The 17,926-nt window shown below is 62.9% G+C and carries 15 protein-coding genes; 4 read left to right on the top strand and 11 right to left on the bottom strand.

From position 1 onward, the window contains the following. Positions 1-72 precede the first annotated feature (72 nt). Positions 73-1,077, top strand: coding sequence for a LysR family transcriptional regulator (locus tag AC1DZ8_RS11535; RefSeq protein ID WP_477303324.1), 1,005 nt, complete (start codon positions 73-75; stop codon positions 1,075-1,077). A gap of 15 nt (positions 1,078-1,092) precedes the next feature. Here the strand turns inward: AC1DZ8_RS11535 and AC1DZ8_RS11530 are convergent, their stop codons facing one another. Together AC1DZ8_RS11530 and AC1DZ8_RS11525 are read right to left on the bottom strand one after the other, a co-directional pair. After that, positions 1,093-2,136: an MBL fold metallo-hydrolase gene (locus AC1DZ8_RS11530; RefSeq protein WP_477303326.1), complete on the bottom strand. Its 1,044-nt coding sequence runs from the start codon at positions 2,134-2,136 to the stop codon at positions 1,093-1,095. A gap of 722 nt (positions 2,137-2,858) precedes the next feature. Further along, a complete protein-coding gene (locus tag AC1DZ8_RS11525) occupies positions 2,859-3,452 on the bottom strand; it encodes a TetR/AcrR family transcriptional regulator (protein WP_477303328.1) in 594 nt (197 codons plus the stop codon). Between the two features lie 119 nt (positions 3,453-3,571). Between AC1DZ8_RS11525 and AC1DZ8_RS11520 the strand changes: the two genes are divergently transcribed. The 3 genes from AC1DZ8_RS11520 to AC1DZ8_RS11510 are packed head-to-tail and all read left to right on the top strand — an operon-like array spanning position 3,572 to position 6,915. Next, the gene (locus AC1DZ8_RS11520; RefSeq protein ID WP_477303330.1) at positions 3,572-4,033 is read left to right on the top strand and encodes a (2Fe-2S)-binding protein; all 462 of its coding nucleotides are present in this window, start codon (positions 3,572-3,574) and stop codon (positions 4,031-4,033) included. 3 nt (positions 4,034-4,036) lie between these two features. Continuing rightward, positions 4,037-6,310, top strand: coding sequence for a xanthine dehydrogenase family protein molybdopterin-binding subunit (locus tag AC1DZ8_RS11515; protein ID WP_477400904.1), 2,274 nt, complete (start codon positions 4,037-4,039; stop codon positions 6,308-6,310). Next, positions 6,307-6,915, top strand: a complete 609-nt coding sequence (locus tag AC1DZ8_RS11510; RefSeq protein ID WP_477303334.1) for a hypothetical protein — start codon at positions 6,307-6,309, stop codon at positions 6,913-6,915. The genes AC1DZ8_RS11515 and AC1DZ8_RS11510 overlap by 4 nt, the downstream gene beginning before the upstream one ends. A 475-nt stretch (positions 6,916-7,390) precedes the next feature. Here the strand turns inward: AC1DZ8_RS11510 and AC1DZ8_RS11505 are convergent, their stop codons facing one another. The 9 genes from AC1DZ8_RS11505 to AC1DZ8_RS11465 all read right to left on the bottom strand — a co-directional run bounded on the left by AC1DZ8_RS11505 (position 7,391) and on the right by AC1DZ8_RS11465 (position 17,793). Then, positions 7,391-8,098: an ABC transporter ATP-binding protein gene (locus AC1DZ8_RS11505; protein WP_477303336.1), complete on the bottom strand. Its 708-nt coding sequence runs from the start codon at positions 8,096-8,098 to the stop codon at positions 7,391-7,393. Continuing rightward, complete coding sequence (locus tag AC1DZ8_RS11500) at positions 8,095-9,813, bottom strand: branched-chain amino acid ABC transporter ATP-binding protein/permease (RefSeq protein WP_477303338.1); 1,719 nt, start codon at positions 9,811-9,813, stop codon at positions 8,095-8,097. The genes AC1DZ8_RS11505 and AC1DZ8_RS11500 overlap by 4 nt, the downstream gene beginning before the upstream one ends. After that, a complete protein-coding gene (locus tag AC1DZ8_RS11495) occupies positions 9,800-10,669 on the bottom strand; it encodes a branched-chain amino acid ABC transporter permease (protein WP_477303340.1) in 870 nt (289 codons plus the stop codon). Before AC1DZ8_RS11495 ends, AC1DZ8_RS11500 begins: the two co-directional genes overlap by 14 nt. Positions 10,670-10,818: 149 nt before the next feature. Continuing rightward, on the bottom strand, positions 10,819-12,003 hold the full coding sequence (locus AC1DZ8_RS11490) for an ABC transporter substrate-binding protein (RefSeq protein WP_477400902.1): 1,185 nt from the start codon (positions 12,001-12,003) through the stop codon (positions 10,819-10,821). Between the two features lie 34 nt (positions 12,004-12,037). After that, positions 12,038-13,123, bottom strand: a complete 1,086-nt coding sequence (locus tag AC1DZ8_RS11485) for a CobW family GTP-binding protein (RefSeq protein ID WP_477303342.1) — start codon at positions 13,121-13,123, stop codon at positions 12,038-12,040. Beyond that, positions 13,110-14,774, bottom strand: a complete 1,665-nt coding sequence (locus AC1DZ8_RS11480) for an amidohydrolase (RefSeq protein ID WP_477303343.1) — start codon at positions 14,772-14,774, stop codon at positions 13,110-13,112. Before AC1DZ8_RS11480 ends, AC1DZ8_RS11485 begins: the two co-directional genes overlap by 14 nt. Before the next feature lie 62 nt (positions 14,775-14,836). Next, on the bottom strand, positions 14,837-15,610 hold the full coding sequence (locus tag AC1DZ8_RS11475; RefSeq protein ID WP_477303345.1) for an SDR family NAD(P)-dependent oxidoreductase: 774 nt from the start codon (positions 15,608-15,610) through the stop codon (positions 14,837-14,839). Further along, positions 15,607-16,404: an SDR family oxidoreductase gene (locus AC1DZ8_RS11470; protein ID WP_477303347.1), complete on the bottom strand. Its 798-nt coding sequence runs from the start codon at positions 16,402-16,404 to the stop codon at positions 15,607-15,609. Before AC1DZ8_RS11470 ends, AC1DZ8_RS11475 begins: the two co-directional genes overlap by 4 nt. Before the next feature lie 3 nt (positions 16,405-16,407). Then, positions 16,408-17,793, bottom strand: coding sequence for a transaminase (locus AC1DZ8_RS11465; protein WP_477303349.1), 1,386 nt, complete (start codon positions 17,791-17,793; stop codon positions 16,408-16,410). Between the last annotated feature and the right edge of the window lie 133 nt (positions 17,794-17,926).

Raw genomic sequence — 17,926 nt, 5'->3', positions numbered from 1 at the left:
TATCACCGGTTGCGAGCTGGGCGTATTCACTCGCATGTGTTCGGTGGCTCGTTCGAAACAGGATTGCTTGCCGTGTCGCGTGCGTCCAATTTAGAATTAGACACAAGCATCATTTCCTGGGTGAATAACGTGCGCCTCGATCTGAACCTGATCGCAGTCCTTGAGGCCATCATGCTGGAAAGGAATGTGACGCGTGCGGCCGCGAGCCTGGCGATGAGTCAGCCAGCCGTGAGCAATGCGTTGCGTCGCGCCCGCACGCTGACGAAAGACCAGCTGTTCCTCAAGACAGCAACGGGGGTTCAACCAACGTCTCGCATGGTGGCGATGTGGCCCGAACTTCATCGCTCGCTGACGGCAATCCGCGCCTCCTTCAGCCCAGACGACTTCGATCCCGGATCAAATGCGACCAGTTTCCGGGTTGCGGTCACGGACAGTCTTGCAATGGAAGGTGTCAGCGCCATCACGCTGAAGTTACAGGCCGCGTCCCCGCGTGCCCGTGTTTCCTTTGCCGTTCATACCCATGAGGGCTCTCTGGACGGGATCGGCCGCGGCACACTCGACTGCGCCGTAGGCATGTTTGCCTCGTTGCCGAGAGAAGTACATGTGCAAAGTCTGCGGACGGATCGCTATGTCTGCGTCATGCGCAGCGGGCACGAATTGGCGCAATCCCTGACCCTCGATCAGTTCACCGCCGCGGCGCATGTGCTGGCAACCCCATCCGGTCTGGAACTTGGGCTCGTGGACGGCTGGCTCAGCCTGACGGGGCGGACAAGGACGATCGTCGCCGTGGTCAATCATTTTGCCGATGCATTGAGGATCGTCTCACGCAGCGACCTTCTCACCTGCGTGCCGCTTGGCTTCTTCAGCGGACCGTGGCGCGCTATCGCCGATGAGCATGCGTTGGTGGTGTGCGACCTGCCGTTCGAGACGGAGAAACTGCTCTACAAGCTGATCTGGCACGAGCGATTGCACACCCACCCCGCCCACCAATGGTTTCGCTCGCTGGTGGGAGATGTCTGCGGACCGCCCTTTGATGGCCCGCCGATCGAAGACGCGGCCCCAGCTGCGCAAACATAGTCTGGCTACGGAGTCCTATCCCTGACTGTAATCCAGCGGCACATAGGTGTAGGCGTTCTCTGCGTCGCGGCGCACGCGGCCCAGCCCAGGAAACGGTATGTGCGCACCGCCCACTATGTAGCCATTTTCAGCCGCATCAGCGAATGCGAGCTCGTGTACGTGTTCGGCCTCGGATGCGTCCGCATCGTACTGGATCGTGACGGAAGGATCCTTGAATTGCACCGCGGCGACATGCACGACATCGCCCCACAGCACTATCTTCTGGCCCCTGCTCTCGACCACGTACATGGTGTGTCCGGGCGTGTGCCCATAGGCTGTTTGCGCGCGCACACCAGGCACGAGGTCGGTGTTGCCTTCGAAAATGGCGAGCTTGCCAGCGCGCATGTATGGCGTGATCGAGACGATCGCGCCCTCAAAGAATCGCTTCGCTTCAGCCGGAGCAGCGCGCATGTTTGCCTCGCTTAGCCAGTAGTCGGTGTCCCGCTTTTCGACACGGACGATCGCATTGGGAAACGCTCTCTGCCCCTGGGCCATGAGACCGCCAACGTGGTCCGTGTGCAGATGTGTGAGGTAAAGCTCGTCGATCTGCTCCGGCCGATACCCGGACGCGCGCAGATTGCTTAACAGATGGCCCGTGGTTGGCCCCAGCAGCGCGCCTGCACCAGCGTCGATCAAGACCAGCTTGGCTCCGGTGTTCACGAGAAAGCAATTGTGAGAGGTCTCGATGAGGTCGCCAAGATAATTGCGTTTCAGTGCTTCTTCGATCCGAGCCGGGTCGCCCTGCAGCAGCTTCGTGGCAGGCAGCATATTGCTGCCGTCGGACAGCGCCGTTATCTCAAAATCGCCAACCGCCAGGCGATAGAATCCGGGCGCTTGGCTTTTCAGCATGGGCGCATCTGCCAACAGAGGCGTCGCAAAGCAGCTGGCCAGGCAAAAACAGCCAGCGGCCAAAAAGCTGCGACGGCTGGGATTGATGGCGTCGCCGCTGGTCAACCGGGGCTGGGCAGAGCCCTCGGCGTCGTCGAACAACCGATCAAGCGTTTTGCGGGGGGCGACCATTTCGGACCTCTGTTTGCGTTCTGTCGGGGCACCGCAGATTGACGTAAGTCCTTCCGCTTCGCTCCTCGTTTGCCGAAGTCTTGCATGCCTCGACCGGGGGCTCTTTTGTGCGTACCGTTCCCGAGATGGTTAACCCCGTCCAATTCAGAATTTAGGGCTGCATCATAATTCCGTTGAATAACGGCTGTTTACCGCTGCCAATTTCAGGCCAATAGCGGCGCGCAAGGCTGGTGCTTCCGTCCTTGCAGTGACTCCAATACCGACTTCGTTCGGTCAGTTCCCATCGCCTTCCATACACGTCTTGAATTGAACGGCGGATTTCAACCAAGTAATTGAAATAATTGGAATTATTGAGGGTATAGGAACTCCTTACCTTCTGAAATCACTCAACCACAGCAGCAAAGCCGAAACTGGTAGTTCGATAGGTGTGGAGAAAGGCGGTAGCGGTCTCCCGCTACCATTTTGGCAATAATATCAATCAGTTACGTGGCCAACCCGCCACCGTCATCCACACATGGCGCGATCTGGGTCACCCGAGGTGGCAAGCGTTGGATGCGCAATGGTCTTGTGCTGCCCGTCGAGCCGTTCTCGCCCAAGGGAGGGATCTGGGCAGCTGAAGGCTCCGGCAGTTGGCCCTCTGATGCGAGCCGTTTGCGCCAGCTGTGCAATATGAGAAACCGTTGTTGCGACAGGTCGTGAGGCGATCATCCCTGACTTCGGTCTTAAGACTTCAGCACTAAGCCGATCAGCCTGATCTGTGCTGCGGCTGCGCGGCGCTGAGCATCTGGATCTATGGTGCGCGCTTTTATGCCATCCAGTCCGTCCATCAAAGTGTCGGCCAGCATCCCAGCCGGGAAACCTCTTGCGGCAAGATCAACGCCATTCCGAAGTGCTTCAGACTCTATTGCTGTGGTTATGTATTCAAGAAGGCCTGCCCGCCAGGTTCCGATCAGGTCGGAGAGGCTTGATTTCATGTCCAGAAACTCGGCACCATGCAGGGTGATGGAAAATGAGGCTATCATCGAAATGATCGCAACGTCGATCGCTCGTTCCATGCGCTCCCCGAACGGTCCAGTTTGCTCAAGCTCCATTTTGGCTTGTGCAACCGAATGGGTCAGCATCGTCGTGGCGATGCTTCGGTAGATATCGGTCTTGTTCTTGAAGAGCAGATAGAGAGCAGGCCGCGACATCTCGGCAGCGCGCGCAATATCGTCCATCGTGGTTCGGGCAAAACCGTAAGCGAGAAACACCTTCGTTGCGCAACCAAGCACATGCGCGCGTTTGGGGTCGAGTGAGGTGTCGTCTGCTTCAGTCATTGGGTTACACCTCAATTAGAGCCGCCTTGACAAAATAACATAATACGTCAAGATGCCAAAACATCCATGGACCATGACCATGGCTCGCTCGAATATGATCAGAAGCGAAGGAAGAGCCAATGCGCCTTATGGTCGATGGGAAGGCATTTGACATCGATGCAGACCTCAAAATGCCGCTCCTCTGGGCGCTGCGGGACATCATCGGCAAGACTGGCCCAAAGTTCGGCTGCGGCATTGCCGCCTGCGGCGCCTGTACGGTGCATGTCGATGGCGTGCCAGTGCGGTCTTGCAGCTTGTCTGTTGGCGACGTGAGCGGCGCCATCACCACCATCGAAGGCATTGCCGTCGCTGGCAAGCTGCACCCGGTGCAGCAAGCCTGGGTGGAAGAGCAGGTCGCGCAATGTGGCTACTGCCAGGGGGGCCAGATCATGAGCGCGGTGGCGCTGTTGGACGAGGTCGCAAATCCGACCGATGACGACATCGATAACGCAATGGGTGGCAACCTCTGCCGCTGCGGCACCTATCCAAAGATCCGCACTGCCATCAAGAAGGCCGCTGCGATCAAAACAGCGGGGAACTGAACCATGGCCAGTATCGGCAAGATCGCCCGCCGCACCTTTCTTGTCGGCGTCGCCGCCCTCGCAGGCGGCGTGGCCGTCGGCTACTATTACTACCGCAAACCCATTCCGAATCCGCTGTTGGCCGAGCTTGACGAGGGGGAAGCGACCTTCAATCCCTATGTGAAGATCGCCGCCGACAATACCATCACGATCATCGCACCGCGCGCCGAAATGGGTCAGGGCATCTCGACAACCCTGGCTGCCATGGTTGCAGAAGAGCTTGAGGTCAGTCTTGACCAGATCAAGGTCGAGCATGGCCCCGCCTCTGATGCCTATTACAACGCGGCCCTCGTGCAAGTGGCTGCACCCTTCGCGTTCTTCGATGAAAGCAAAACCGCCGAAGCGGCTCGATCCGGCCTACTCGTGGTCGCAAAGCTGTTGGCCATACAGGGGACGGGTGGGTCCACTTCGACTACCGACGCGTTCAACAAGATGCGGCAGGCCGGTGCGGCCGCGAGGCTTCTGCTGATTTCAGCAGCGGCGCAGAAGCTTGGCGTTCCTACGGATGAGTTGGAAACGCTGGACGGGTCGATCCTGCACAAGCCATCGGGCAAGTCGGTCAGTTATGGCGAGGTCGCCACCATAGCCGCGACCCTACCGCCGCCAGCCGAGGTCACGCTGAAGGACAAGGCGAACTGGAAACTGCTCGGTAAACCGCAAAAGCGTTTGGATATGCTGGCCAAGGTCACCGGCGCGCCGATTTTCGGTATCGATGTCAGGCTTCCGGATATGCTGTACGGAACGGTGAAGATGAGCCCAAGGTTCTGGTCAAAGCCGGTCAAGGCGGACCTCGCCAGGGCCGAGAAAATGACCGGCGTGATCAAGATCGTGCCGATTGAGACGAGCTATGGCCATGGCTTTGGCATCATTGCGGAAAACACTTGGGCGGCGTTCAAGGCGGCCGAAGCGATCGAGGCCACCTGGGCCGTGCCCGATTACCCGCTCGACAGCACCGCCATTGAGGGCGTGCTGAAGCAGGGGCTGGATAAAGCGGGCTCTGCCCTGCGCAACGACGGCGATGTCGATGCCACCATTGCTGCGGCGCAGTCCGACAGGAAGGTAGAGGCTGAGTATTCGGTGCCCTATCTTGCCCACGCGACGATGGAGCCGATGAATGCCACGGCCCAGTTCAGGGATGGTATGCTCGACGTCTGGTGCGGCAATCAGTCGCCAACCTTACTGCGTCAGCATTGCGCCAATCAACTCGGGATCGAGCAAGACAAGGTCTCCGTGCATACCACCTTCCTTGGCGGCGGTTTTGGCCGTCGCCTTGAATTGGACTATGCGCTTTACGCTACAATACTGGCCAAAGAGACCGGCGGGCGTCCGATCAAGGTGACCTGGACCCGCGAGGAAGACACAAGGCACGATAGCTACCGCCCTGCTGCCGTCGGCAAGTTTCGCGCGGTACTCGGCGACGATGGCTTCCCGGTCGCGGTCGATATGAAGATGGCCTCGCCTTCGATCGTTGCGGGTGTCTTGCGGCGATTGTTCCCGTCCCTATCGCCAATCGGTCCTGACAAATACATCTTCGACGGGGCCTTCGACCAGCCCTACACTATTCCAAACTACAAGGTGAGCGGCATCGCCGTACCCATCACCATCCCCGCAGGCTTCTGGCGATCTGTCGGCGCCTCGGTCAACGGCTTCTTCCACGAAGCCTTCATGGACGAAATTGCGGTTGCCGGAAAAATCGACCCTGTAGAATTGCGCAAGCGGTTGATGGTCGACAATCCTGCAGCTGTGAAAGTTGTCGAGAAAGTCGCCAAAATGGCGAACTGGGGAGAGGCGCTGCCGTCCGGCAAGGCCAAGGGTATGGCCTTCACACTGTCGAACGACAGTTGGGTCGGCGAGATCGTGCAAATCGCCGATACACCAGCCGGTCTTCGCATCGAAAAAATGTGGATCGCCGCTGATGTCGGCACAGCGCTGGACCCCGAAATTATCAAGGCACAGCTCATCTCTGCCGCCATCTTCGGCCTGTCGGCGGCGATGAGTCAGCAAATCACTTTTGCGGACGGCATGGTCGAACAATCGAACTTCCACGATTTCGACTCCATGCGCATCTTCCAATGCCCCGAGTTCGAGGTCGCGGTGCTGGAAAACTTCCACAGGATGGGCGGTGTCGGCGAAATCGGCGCCCCGCCGGCGGCACCCGCGCTGGCCAATGCCATCTTTGCGCTCACCGGCAAGCGCATCCGCACGCTGCCCTTGTCGAAACAGGTGACCTTCGCATGAAAAAGTTCCTCATCATGCTGACGCCTGCTGCCATCCTGTTTTCGGCAACGCCTTTCGCAACCGCCCAAGAAAGCCCGACGCCGGCACCCGTTACCGTCGATGCCGCCAAGGGCTTGCCTGAATGGGACAAGATCTACGCCGTGTTCTCGCATCCGCGTTGCGCCGACTGCCATGTCGCGGATGACCGCCCGCGCTGGTCCGGCGCGCACTACGGCGGCGTGCGCGTTCATGCCTTCAACGTCCAGCGCGGCGCTGACGGATCGGACTTCGGCAACCCGGGCCTGCGCTGCAATACATGCCATTTCGCCAGCAATTCCAAGGCATTGCACGGACCTCCCGGTGCCGAAAACTGGCGCCTGGCGCCAGCCGAGATGGCCTGGTTCGGCAAATCCTCGGCCGAAATCTGTGCTCAGATCAAGGATCCCGCGCACAATGGCGGCCGCACATTGGCTGATGTCGCGCTGCATGTCCGAGACGACAAACTGGTCGCATGGGGCTGGGCGCCAGGTACCGATCGTGAGCCGGCGCCGGGCTCGGCCGAATCCACCTATCGGGCGATCGAAAGCTGGATGGCGGTGGGTGCGCCGTGTCCGGTGGCGCAATGAATCGGCAACCAAGTCTGGATTGACCCGCAACTCAGCACGTTGCGGATGCCAATAATCTGAACTGCACTCTCAGCTGAGACACACAGTTCGAATGACAAGGTCTTCGGCGTTGTCGTCTCAGACGCCCGAGCGACATGTCGACACTGCTCAGCCGCAGCAGCGAACCTGGAACCAGTAGTTCGATGATTGGGGAGAAAGGCGGTAGCGCTCTCCCTCTACCAAATTTCTAGAAATAAAATCAGCAACTTAGGCGTCATCCAGCGCGCCTCTGTTGCTGTCTCCATGTTGCACCTTGTTGCAAGTCACTACCGTTGATTTCCAAGGGTTTCCTGGGACTATCGGCAAGTCCGCGCGACATGGATGCGACAAAAGGGGCGGACGGTGACGCTATCGACGCGGTTTCCGGTACTGAAAGACGTTGTGCTTTTTGCCGTCGCCCTATGGGGTGCTGTTCCGTCGACTGTCACACCAGCCGTCAAGCCGTCTCCGCAGCTCCGCCGAGATAGAGCCGGTGCAGTTCGTCTGGCGATTGGCTGAGCTTCGCGCAGTCGCCGTCATAGACAACGCGGCCACGACGCATGACATAGGCGCGGTTGCCGATCGACAGAGCGAGCGCGGCGAACTGTTCGACCAGGAGCACGGCGAGCCCGTCATCGGCGAGCTTGCGCACCGCGCTCATCAGTCGCGTGACGATGACCGGGGCGAGGCCCGCCGACATCTCGTCGATGAGCAGCACCTTCGGCCGGGTGAGAAGCGCGCGCGCAATGACCAGCATCTGCTGCTCGCCACCAGACAGCAGACTTGCTTTCACCGCGCGGCGCTGCACCAGTTCGGGGAACAGCGCATAGGCTTCCTCGATATCGGCGTTCGGATGCAGGCTGACGCGCAAATTCTCTTCCGTGGTGAGCTGACGGAAGACCGTGCGCCCCTGTTCGACATGCGCAAGGCCCTCACGCGAACGAGCGCCAGGGCGCGCCTTTTGCAGTTCGCGGCCATCGATGACGATGGTGCCGCCGGCGATCGGGATGATGCCCGACAGGCCTTCGAGCAGCGTTGTCTTGCCGGCGCCATTGGCGCCGAGCACGACGCTGATCGCGCCGCTTTCGGCGACGAGATCGACCGAGCTGACGACCGGCAATTCGGCACGGTCGATCGACAGGTTGGAAACAACGAGCCTGCTCATGCCGCCACGCTCTCTTCCTCGATGCCTAGATAGGCTTTCTTCACCGCACGGTCGCCAAGCACCTTAGCCGGCGGACCGGAAGCAATGACCTGGCCGAAATCGAGCACGGTGACTTCGGAGCAGACTGCCCGGACCAGATCCATGTCGTGCTCGACCAGAAGCACCGCCGCGCCGAACAGCTTTGGAATCTCGGCGATGCGCTTGCCGAGCCGCAACGTCTCTTCATGCGACTGGCCGGCGGCCGGCTCGTCGAGCAGCACCACGGCGGGGCGCGCGGCAACGACGCCGGCGACATCGAGCAGGCGCCTGGTACCGGCATCGACCGAGGCAACCAGCGTGTCAGGATGTGGGCAGTCGAGCCAGTCGAGCACCGCCTTGGTTTCGCCGGCCGACAGTCCCTTCGCCGCCAGCGCCAGATAGCCACCGACGGTGAGTTCCGGCGCGATGCGGGTGGTCTGCCAGCTGCGGCGAACGCCGGCACGGGCACGCTTGTTTGCCGACACGCCTTCGAGCGGCTGGCCGCTCAAGCTGATGCGGCCTTCATAGCTCGACAGGAAGCCGGCCACCGCGTCGATGAAGGTCGACTTGCCGGCGCCGTTCGGACCGATCAGCCCGGCCACCGTGCCGGCGGCAACGGTCAGGCTGACATTGTTCAGCGCGACCACGCTGCCATAGCGGACCGTCAGCCCATCGATGGCAAGCGCTGCCCCTGCCGGACGCTGGACCGCCGATGGCAAATCCTGCGCGTCCGCCGCAGTGCTTTTCCGCGCCCGAACGGGCAGCAATTTGCGGACCTGGCGCCGGAAGGTCTCGCTCATCGTCTCGCCGGATGCCAGCGCCTGGGTGGCGCCGACGGCGAACAGCACATTGCCGATGTCCTGCGGCCAATCGAGTCGGCGCAGAAGTTCCGGGAACATGACGACGAGCAGACCGCCAATGATCGCGCCTTCGGCAAAATGCGCGCCGGCCATCACCGACACCGCATAGAGCGAGAGCGATTGCATCATGCTGAAATTCTCCGAAACCAGCGTGCCGAGATAACCGGCAAGCAGGCCACCCGAAATCCCGGCGACGAAGGCGCTGATGGCGAAGGCCGAGAGTTTTGCGGTGGCGATGCTGACGCCATGCGCCGCGGCCGCGCGCTCGGAATGCCGGACCGCCAGCCACGAGGCGCCGAGCCGTGATCGGCTGACGACTTCAAGTGCCACGGCGATTGCCACGTAAAACAGAAGTACGAAGACGAAATAGCCCTCGTCGCTGTCGAACAGCTCCGGACGCGGCACCTGCAGGAAATCGGTCTGGCCGGGATAGGTCATGGTGGCCAGGATGGTGTCGAACGCGGTGGCGAAAGACAGCGTGACGATGGCGAGGTTGATGCCGCGCAAGCGCAGCGCCGGCAGGCCGATGGCAATGCCGAACGGCACCGCCGCCAGGCCACCGATCACGGTCCACACGGCCAGGCCGCCGGGCGCCTCGGCGAGGTTGAGATAGCCGACCGTCCAGGCGCCGACACCGGCGAATGACATCTGGCAAAGCGCGATCATGCCGGTGCGGCCGGCGACGAGGCCGAGGCTCTGCAGCGCAACGCCAGTGATCAACACCGAAGTTGCGAGGAACACCCAATAGGGCGGCAGCAGGCCGGCATAGGCGGCGGAGCCGGCGACAAGCGAGACGACAATGATGGCGAGCGAGGCTCGCAGACTAGCGCGCTTCATCCCAGCGGGCCTCCCGCTGTGACCAGAGAAGAACGGCAAGCACCACCAGGAACGGAATGGCGCTGCGGTACTGGCTGATGGAACCGACCGAACTCGCCAGCCCTTCGACGACACCGAGTGCAATGCCGCCGGCAAGTGTCCACCAGAAGCTGCGAAAGACGCCGACCAGTGCCGCCGCCAGCGCCGGCACCACCAGCAGGCTGAGCGTCATGAAATTCGGCGAGCGCTGTGGCGCGATGATCATCAGCGCAAAGGTGGTGAAAGCACCCGTCATGCCCCAGACGAGCAGCGACAATAGCTGCACGCGCACGCCGAGCAGCTCCGCTGCCATCGGCCGGTCCGCCAGCGCACGCAAATTGAGGCCGACCTTGGTCCTGTTGAGGAAAAGGTCCGAGAGGACCGTGAACAACACAGCCAGCCCGATTGTGAGAACCGAGGCGATGGTCACCTCGACGCCGGCGAGGCGAAAAGCGGAGCCGGGGAAGAGGTCCGGCATGTTGTGCGGATGCTGGCCGCCGGTGAGGCGCAGCCCGATGGCGATCAGGCCGACAAGCAGTGCGACCGTGACCGCCGCCTTGGTCGAGGCGCTGGCCTCGCCGAACCACCGCGTCATGATGAAGCCGATCGCGGCGCCGGTGAGCGTGCCCGCCGCAACGCCCGCCAGCACCGATGGCCAGATCGGAAAACCGGCCTCGAACAGCGCGATCAGCACGAAGGTGCCGGCGGTGCCGATAGCGGCTCCGGTAAAGTTCACCACGGCGACAAGCCGGTAGGTGAAGACGGCGCAGACACCGAGCAGCGCATAGGTGCCCCCGGCTGTCAGTCCCGCCACGGCGGATGTGAGCAATGCGTTCATCGTTTTCCCGATTTGGAAAGCGGGCCAGTGTCGGCCCGACATATTCGTCGAGATCGGCGCTGCCCCTCATTCTCCTGCCGGACATTTCTCCCCGTAGGCGGGGAGAAAGAGCCTGACCGCAAGAGGCAGCGCCGACGCCCGGGAGGACCTCACTTGGCCTGAGGCAGCACGACCCAGTCCGGCGTTTCGACCTTCCAGGCGCCACTCTCGAGCTTCATCACCTTGGTCGCCTGCATCGGCGAATGCGTCTTGTCCTTGCCGAAGACGTAGGCGCTGCCGGCAAGCGGATTGGTTAGCGGCTGCATGTCGTGCAGGGCCTGGCCGACGCTTTCGCGCGTCACCTCGCCATCGATGGAGGCGACCACTTTGAGGAACAGTTCAGCGGCGAGATAGCCGCCCTGCGAGAAGGCGGTGAGCGGACGGCTCGCCTTCTGCATGTCGGCGATCCACTGCGCGTTCGCGGCGGAGCCCTTCTCGGTGTACGGCTCCCATTCGGTGCCGGCATAGATCGGCTGCTTGCTGTCGGCCAGCGCCTTGGCGACCTCTTGCGTGTAGCCCGGCGCCAGGAACAGCCAGTTGATGCCAGAGATCTTCTGCGCGTCGACCGTCTTGATCAGTTGCACCACTTGCGGTTCGACCTGGTTGGTCAGCACCGCATCGCAGCCGGCGTCACGCGCCTTGATGACATAGGGCGTGAGATCGCCCTGGAAGGGCAGCGTGAGGTCAAGCAGATGGACCTTCTGGCCGCTGATCGTCTCCCAGTTCTCGATCGCCTTCTTGTAGGCTTCCTGGGTGCCGCCGATGATGATGAAGAAGGCGCAGAGTTTCTTCGCCTTCAGCTCGTTGGTGGCGTAATGGGCCATCGCGGTCGACAGCGTGTAGGGGCCGACATTGACCGGCGCGACATTGGGCGAGGAGAAGCAGGCGGCGTCGACGCCAAGGCCCTGGACCGAGAGGATCTTCTTGCGGCTGTAGGTGGCGGAGTTGACCGCGCAGTCGAGCAGGCTCGCCGAGCCGACCAGCGCCACCGCTTCCTTGTTGTCGATAAGGTCGCGCGCAGCTTGTGCGGCGACCGCCGGATCGGCCTTGTCGTCGGCGATGGTGTAGTCGATCTTGCAGCCATTGATGCCGCCGGCAGCGTTGACGGCGTCGAAAGCGGCCTGCGTTGCCTTCGGCACCTCGCTGAAATCAGCCGGCCCCGTCACCGTCGATACGGCACCGACCTTGATCGCGCCGTCCTTGCAGGTCGGGCCTGCGGCGAAAGCCGTACCAGCGACAGTGGAAAGGCCGATGCCGGCCAGTGCCGCTGTGAGCAGTCTCGATTTCCAATGCATGTTTGTCTCTCCCATTTTTGTCATGCGGTTTTGGTCAGGCGGCGGCGCGCACCGGCGCGGCGATGCTGGCGGGGTCGATGGCGGCAAACTTCACCAGCGTGCGCGCTATGGTCTCGCGCTCGATGTTGCGGACGATGAACACCAGTCGGGTGCGATGATCGGCGGACGGCCAGCGCTCGAGCCGCGCCGGCGGATGAAACACGTGCTGTACGCCGTGCAGGACAAGCGGCCGCTCCGGTTCGTCGCTAACGTGGACGAGGCCCTTGAAGCGCAAAAGATCCTCGCCCTTCAGTGCCGCGACATAGTCGAGCCAGCGGGCGAAGGCGCTCCACTCGACAGGCCTGTCGATGACGAAGCTGAAGGACTGGATACCGTGATGCGCGTCGTGATGATGATCGTGATCGTGGCAGTCCGACCCGCAATCATGGTGGCCATGCGTGGCTGCCTCCAGCCGTGCGGCGATGCGTGTCACGTCTGCTGCAGCGTCGGAGGGCAAGCTTGCCAGCAGATCGAGATCGACCTCGCCGTTCAGGGCAATGATTTGCTCGACAGTCGGTGCCAGATGCTCCAGCCGGAGCCGCAGGTCGGCAAGCGCATCACCCGCCAAAAGATCGGTTTTTGTGATCAGCAGCCGGTCGGCGACCGCGACCTGCTTGGCCGCGTCCGCGTGGTGTACAAGCGTCGCCGCTCCGTTGACTGCGTCGACCGTGGTGACGACGCCGCCAATCCGAAACCGAGCCGCAATTTCGGTTTCGGCCATCAGCGTGTGCAGGATCGGCGCCGGGTCGGCGAGCCCGGTTGTCTCGATGATCACCCGGGACAGCAGCGGCGTCTCACCCGTCTGGCTCTTGCGGTCGAGTTCCTTCAGCGTGGCGATGAGATCGCCGCGCACCGTGCAGCAGACGCAGCCATTGTCGAGCAGCGTGAACTGCTCGTCGCTCGCTTCGATCAGAAGATGATCCAGGCCGACGGCGCCGAACTCGTTGACGATGACGGCGGCGCCCGCCAGCGAGGGCTGGCGCAGCAGACGGTTGAGCACCGTCGTCTTGCCGCTGCCGAGAAAGCCGGTGAGGATCGTCACCGGGATCCTGCTGTCGCTGCCGGGATCAGGCGCGCTCATAGACCACCCTCCCCTCGAACCAGGTCGTCAGCACTTTGGTGTCGGCGAGATCGTCCGCCGACGTTTCCAGCACGTTGCGGTCGAGCACGATGAGGTCGGCCGACTTGCCGGTTTCGATCGAGCCGACCGCATCGCCAAGGCCGATGGCGCGGGCCGAGTTGATGGTGAAGATTTCCAGCGCCGTCGCGACATCGATCGCCTGCTCCGGCCAGAGCGCGGCACCCGGGAATTCGCCGCTCGGATTGCGGCGCGTCACCAGCCCCTCAATGCCGTCCCATGGGTCGGGGTTCGGCATCACCGGCCAGTCGGACCCGCCGGCGAGCAGCGCGCCGGCGGCAAGCAGATCCTTGTTCGGCCAGAAGCGCAGCGCACGCGCCTCGCCCATGGTCTGCTTGTGGCCTTCGAGGAAGCTGGTCGGATACCACAGGAAAGGCGAGAGATCGGCGACGACGCCAAGCTCGGCGAAGCGGGAAATATCCTCGGGCGCGATGTAGCTCGCATGCGCGATGTGGTGCATCACTTTCGTCGGCCTGTTGAAGGAGCGCACGACATCGATGGCATCGAGCGCCTGGCTGACGGCGGCGTCCCCGGCACAATGGATTTTGACGCCGAGGCCGAGCTTCTCGCATTTGCCGACCCAACGGATCAGCTCCGGCACGGTGACGATGGTCGAACCGCGAAAACAGCAGCCGACCACGGCGTCCTCGACGTAAGGCTCGTGGAAGGCGGCGGTGCGCGCGCCCGGTACGCCATCGAGGAAGATCTTGACGAAATCCGGTTTGGCGTGGGCGCTGCGATAATTCTCGCGCAAGGCAATCAGTTCGTCGCCGGCAATGCCGAACATGAAGGACGGCTCGACCGCCGGCATCGCCGATACGGACCATGCGGTGAGTTCGCCGCGATCGTCGAGGCCTTTCAGCGCCGCCAGGACCGGCTGCATGGCGGCGGCGTCGAGGAAAGCCGTGACGCCATACGAGTTCAGCGTCGCGATCGAGCGCGCCATCGCCGTGCGACCCATTTCGTCTGTGTAGTGGCCGGACAGCGCGATGGTGCGCTCGATGATACCGGCCGCGGTCTCGATCATCATGCCGGTCAGCGCACCGGTCGCCGCATCGCGGCCGATCGAGCCCTTCTCCGGATCCGCCGAGGCGGCGGAAAGACCGGTGAGCGCGAGTGCCACCGAATTGACCCAGCGGTTGTGATAAGTGTCGTCGCGCAGCATCACCGGACGTCCGTCGCTGGCGCGGTCGAGCGCGGCCAGCGCCTCCAGCGTGTTCAGCTTCGGCAAGAGATCGCTGCCCCACTGGCCGCCGATGATCCAGGATCCCTTAGGCGCCTTGGCCGCCGCCTCGCCGACGCGCGCGATCAGCGTCTCGAAGCTCGACGTCGGCGGGAAGCGCAGCTCGAAGAGTTCGGCGATACCCCCCATCATCAGATGCGCGTGCACGTCAACGATGCCCGGCATCATCATGGCGCCCTTGAGGTCGACGACGCGCGTCGAAGCGCCTGTCAGCGCCGCGACATCGGCGCCTTCACCGACCGCGATGATGCGCCCGCCCTTGACCGCGATGGCCGAGGCCCAGGGCCGTTTGCGGTCCAGCGTGTAGATGCGGCCATTGGTGAAGACCAACTCGGCACTTCTGTCAGGCATCCTTTCTCCTCCCATTTCGATGGCCAAGCGCCTCCACGCCAGCCGATAGATTTCAGCTCGTCTCACACCGCCCGGCTCTGCGTCGGCGCGCGGCCGCCGCCATCCGCCACCAGCACCGCGCCGGTGACGAAGGACGCATCGTCCGATGCGAGGAACAGGCAGCACGACGCGATCTCTTGCGGCTCGGCGACACGGCGCAGCGCGATGCGGCTGGTGAGTGCCGCGAACTCGTCCTCCGATGTCGAGCCGTTGGCGGCTGCGGCCACCTTCATCTCGTAGACGCTCATCGGCGTGCGCACCCAGCCGGGCGCCACCGCATTGGCGCGGATGCCGTCCGCGCCATGCGCGAAGGCGAGCGAGCGCGTATAGGAAACCAGCGCTGCTTTGCTTGCCGAATAGGCGGCGTTCTGGCCGCTGGCGTTGAAGGCGCCGACCGAGGCGATGTTGACGATCGCGCCGCCGTTCTTTTTCAACAGCGGCAACGCCGCCCGGCACACCATCATCGCGCCGGTGACGTTGACGGCAAAGCTCTTTGCCCAGGTTTCGTCGCTCAGCGTCTCCGGCTTGTCGAGGATCATCACGCCGGCGGCGTTGACGACGATGTCGAGTCGGCCGGCGCATGCATCGATGGCTCTGGCTATATCCTCGCCATTGGTGATGTCGCCGCGCACGGCAATGCCGCCGCTTGCCTTCGCCGCCTCGTCCAGAACCTCGCCGCCGTGACCGAACACCACCACCTCGGCGCCGTGGCGTCCGAACAGGTCAGCGGTGGCCCGGCCCATGCCGGTCGCGGCACCGGTGACCAATGCCTTGCGGCCTTCGAGACGCCGGCTCATGTGAGCCCCCAGTGCCGCTCGACGGCATAGCCCGTCTCCGGCAAGGTCGAGCCGCCGTCGACGACGATGGTTTGGCCGGTCGTGTATTTCGCCTGCTCGGAAGCGAGATAGAGCATGGCGTAGGCAATGTCGTCGGCCTCGCCGAGATGACCCATGGGAATGAACTGGCCGAGACGGCCCGTCACCTCCGGCTTGCTCATCGTGCCGCGTCCGGGCTTGGCGATGAAGCCGGGCTCGACGCCATTGACGGTGATGCCGTCGCGCGCGAACTCGAAGGCCGCGCCCCGTATGAAGGCGTTGACGCCGGCCTTGGCCGCCGAATAGTGCGCACCGCCCGCCATTGCGACGCGCGCCGAGACCGACGACGTCACGAGGATACGGCCGAAGCCGTTTTTGCGCATTGCAGGCGCCGCCGCCTGCACCAGCCAGAAGCATGCCTTCAAATTGATCGCCAGCGCCTCTTCGAGCTTGTCTTCATCAAGCTCTTCGATTGACGCCCAGGGACAGCCGCCGGCATTGTGAACGACGATGTCGAGCCGGCCGGTCTCGCCCACAATAGCGCCGACAAGTTGAAGCAGCGCTGTGCGGTCAAGACCGGATAGCGCGACGGCACGAACGGACAGGCTTCGCGCCGTGAGGTCTGCCGCAAGCGCCTCGGCGACATCGAGCGTACGGTTAGCGATGATCACTGAAGCGCCGGCCTCGGCGAGGCGCGTGACGATGGCGGCGCCGATGCCACGTCCGCCGCCGGTGACCAGCGCTGTCCTGCCCTTGAGGTCGAACGGGTTCGCCATCGCTCAGACGACGCCGCGAACCAGATCGACGAAGCGGCCGAAGACCTCGGTATGGCGGTCGACATCGGCTGGCGACGTCGCCGGGCACATCAGGAACATGGTGTGGAACGGCGTGACCAGTATACCTTCGTTCATGTAGAAAGCATGCAGCAGCGTCTCGAGATCGCCGCGCCGGCCGGCAATGACGTCGGCGCCGCTACACGGTGGCTGCGGCATGAACATGATCTCGGCGCGAGCGCCTGTCTGCGTCACATGCCAGGGCAGTTTGTTGGCGCGGATGACGCCCCATGCTGCTTCGGCCAACCGCGTCGCATTGGCGATCATGATCTCGAAATTCGCAGGCGTCAGCACCTCTTCCAGCACAGCGCGCATGGTCGCGATGGTCAGCGCGTTGCCGGCGAGCGTGCCGCCAATGCCCAGATGCGCCGACTGGCGCACACGCGGATTGACCAGTGGCACGATTTTCCACAGCCGCTCGGCGATCTCCTGCGAGACGCCGAAGATGCCGGCTGGAATGCCGCCGGCGATCGCCTTGCCGGCAACGAGAATATCAGGCTCCAGCCCGTGCAGCGCTGTGTAGCCGCCGGGGCCGCTGGAGATGGTGTGCGTCTCGTCGATGATCAGCACCGTGCCGGTGCGCCGCGTGATCTCGCGCAACGCCTTGTGAAAACCATCGGCGACCGGGATCATGCCGAAATTGGTCATCAACGGTTCGGTCAACACGCAGGCGACATCGCCATGCGACAGCGCTTCCTCCAAGGCTTCGACATCGTTGAACTCGACCACTCTGGAAACAGTGGAATGATCGACGCCGTTGGGATGGATCATGTTGCGCATGCCGATCCTGCCGTCGCGGATCTCGACATGCGCCTCCTCGACGCCGCCGTGATAGCACCCGGAGAAGACCAGCACTTTTGCGCGCCCGGTGATCATGCGTGCGATGCGGATGGCGCCGCGATTGGCATCGGTGGCCGAGGTCGTCAGCGTCCAGTAGGGCAGGCCGAACCGGCGCGTCAGCTCGGCGCCGACCCACAGGCTCTCTTCCGTGGGCAGCATCATGGTGGTGCCGTTCTGCAGCTGGTGCAGGGCCGCGCGCGTCACCGCCTCCGGCGCGTGGCCGCACATGCCGCCCGTATCGCCAAGCGCGAAGTCGACATAGTCGTGGCCATCAATGTCCCTGATATGCGCGCCGCGCGCCGAGGCGGCATAGACCGGGAAGCCGCCGGCCCAGCGCCGCATCCAGTGCGACGGCCCGCCATAGAGGAAGTGTGTCTTGCCCTCTTCCCACGCCGCCGCCGAACGCGGATGCGTGTCGAGGAACCGCGCCTGCTCGCGATCGAGCAGCTCGTCGATTGATGCGGCATGCGCATCGCTTCTGCTGGCAGCCATCACAGTGCTGAACTCTCCCTCGCGCGATTTTTCGGGGCACAAGACCGCGCCCACATCGGTTCACTATTTGAACCTGTGTTTTGTATGTTATAGACACACTGCAGACAGGAATGAGCGATGTCAAGTTAATTCA

It is taken from the genome of Mesorhizobium sp. P2_F7 (genome assembly GCF_056403695.1).
Note: the sequence above shows the minus strand (reverse complement) of the source record. Positions and strands in the feature narration are given on the sequence as shown.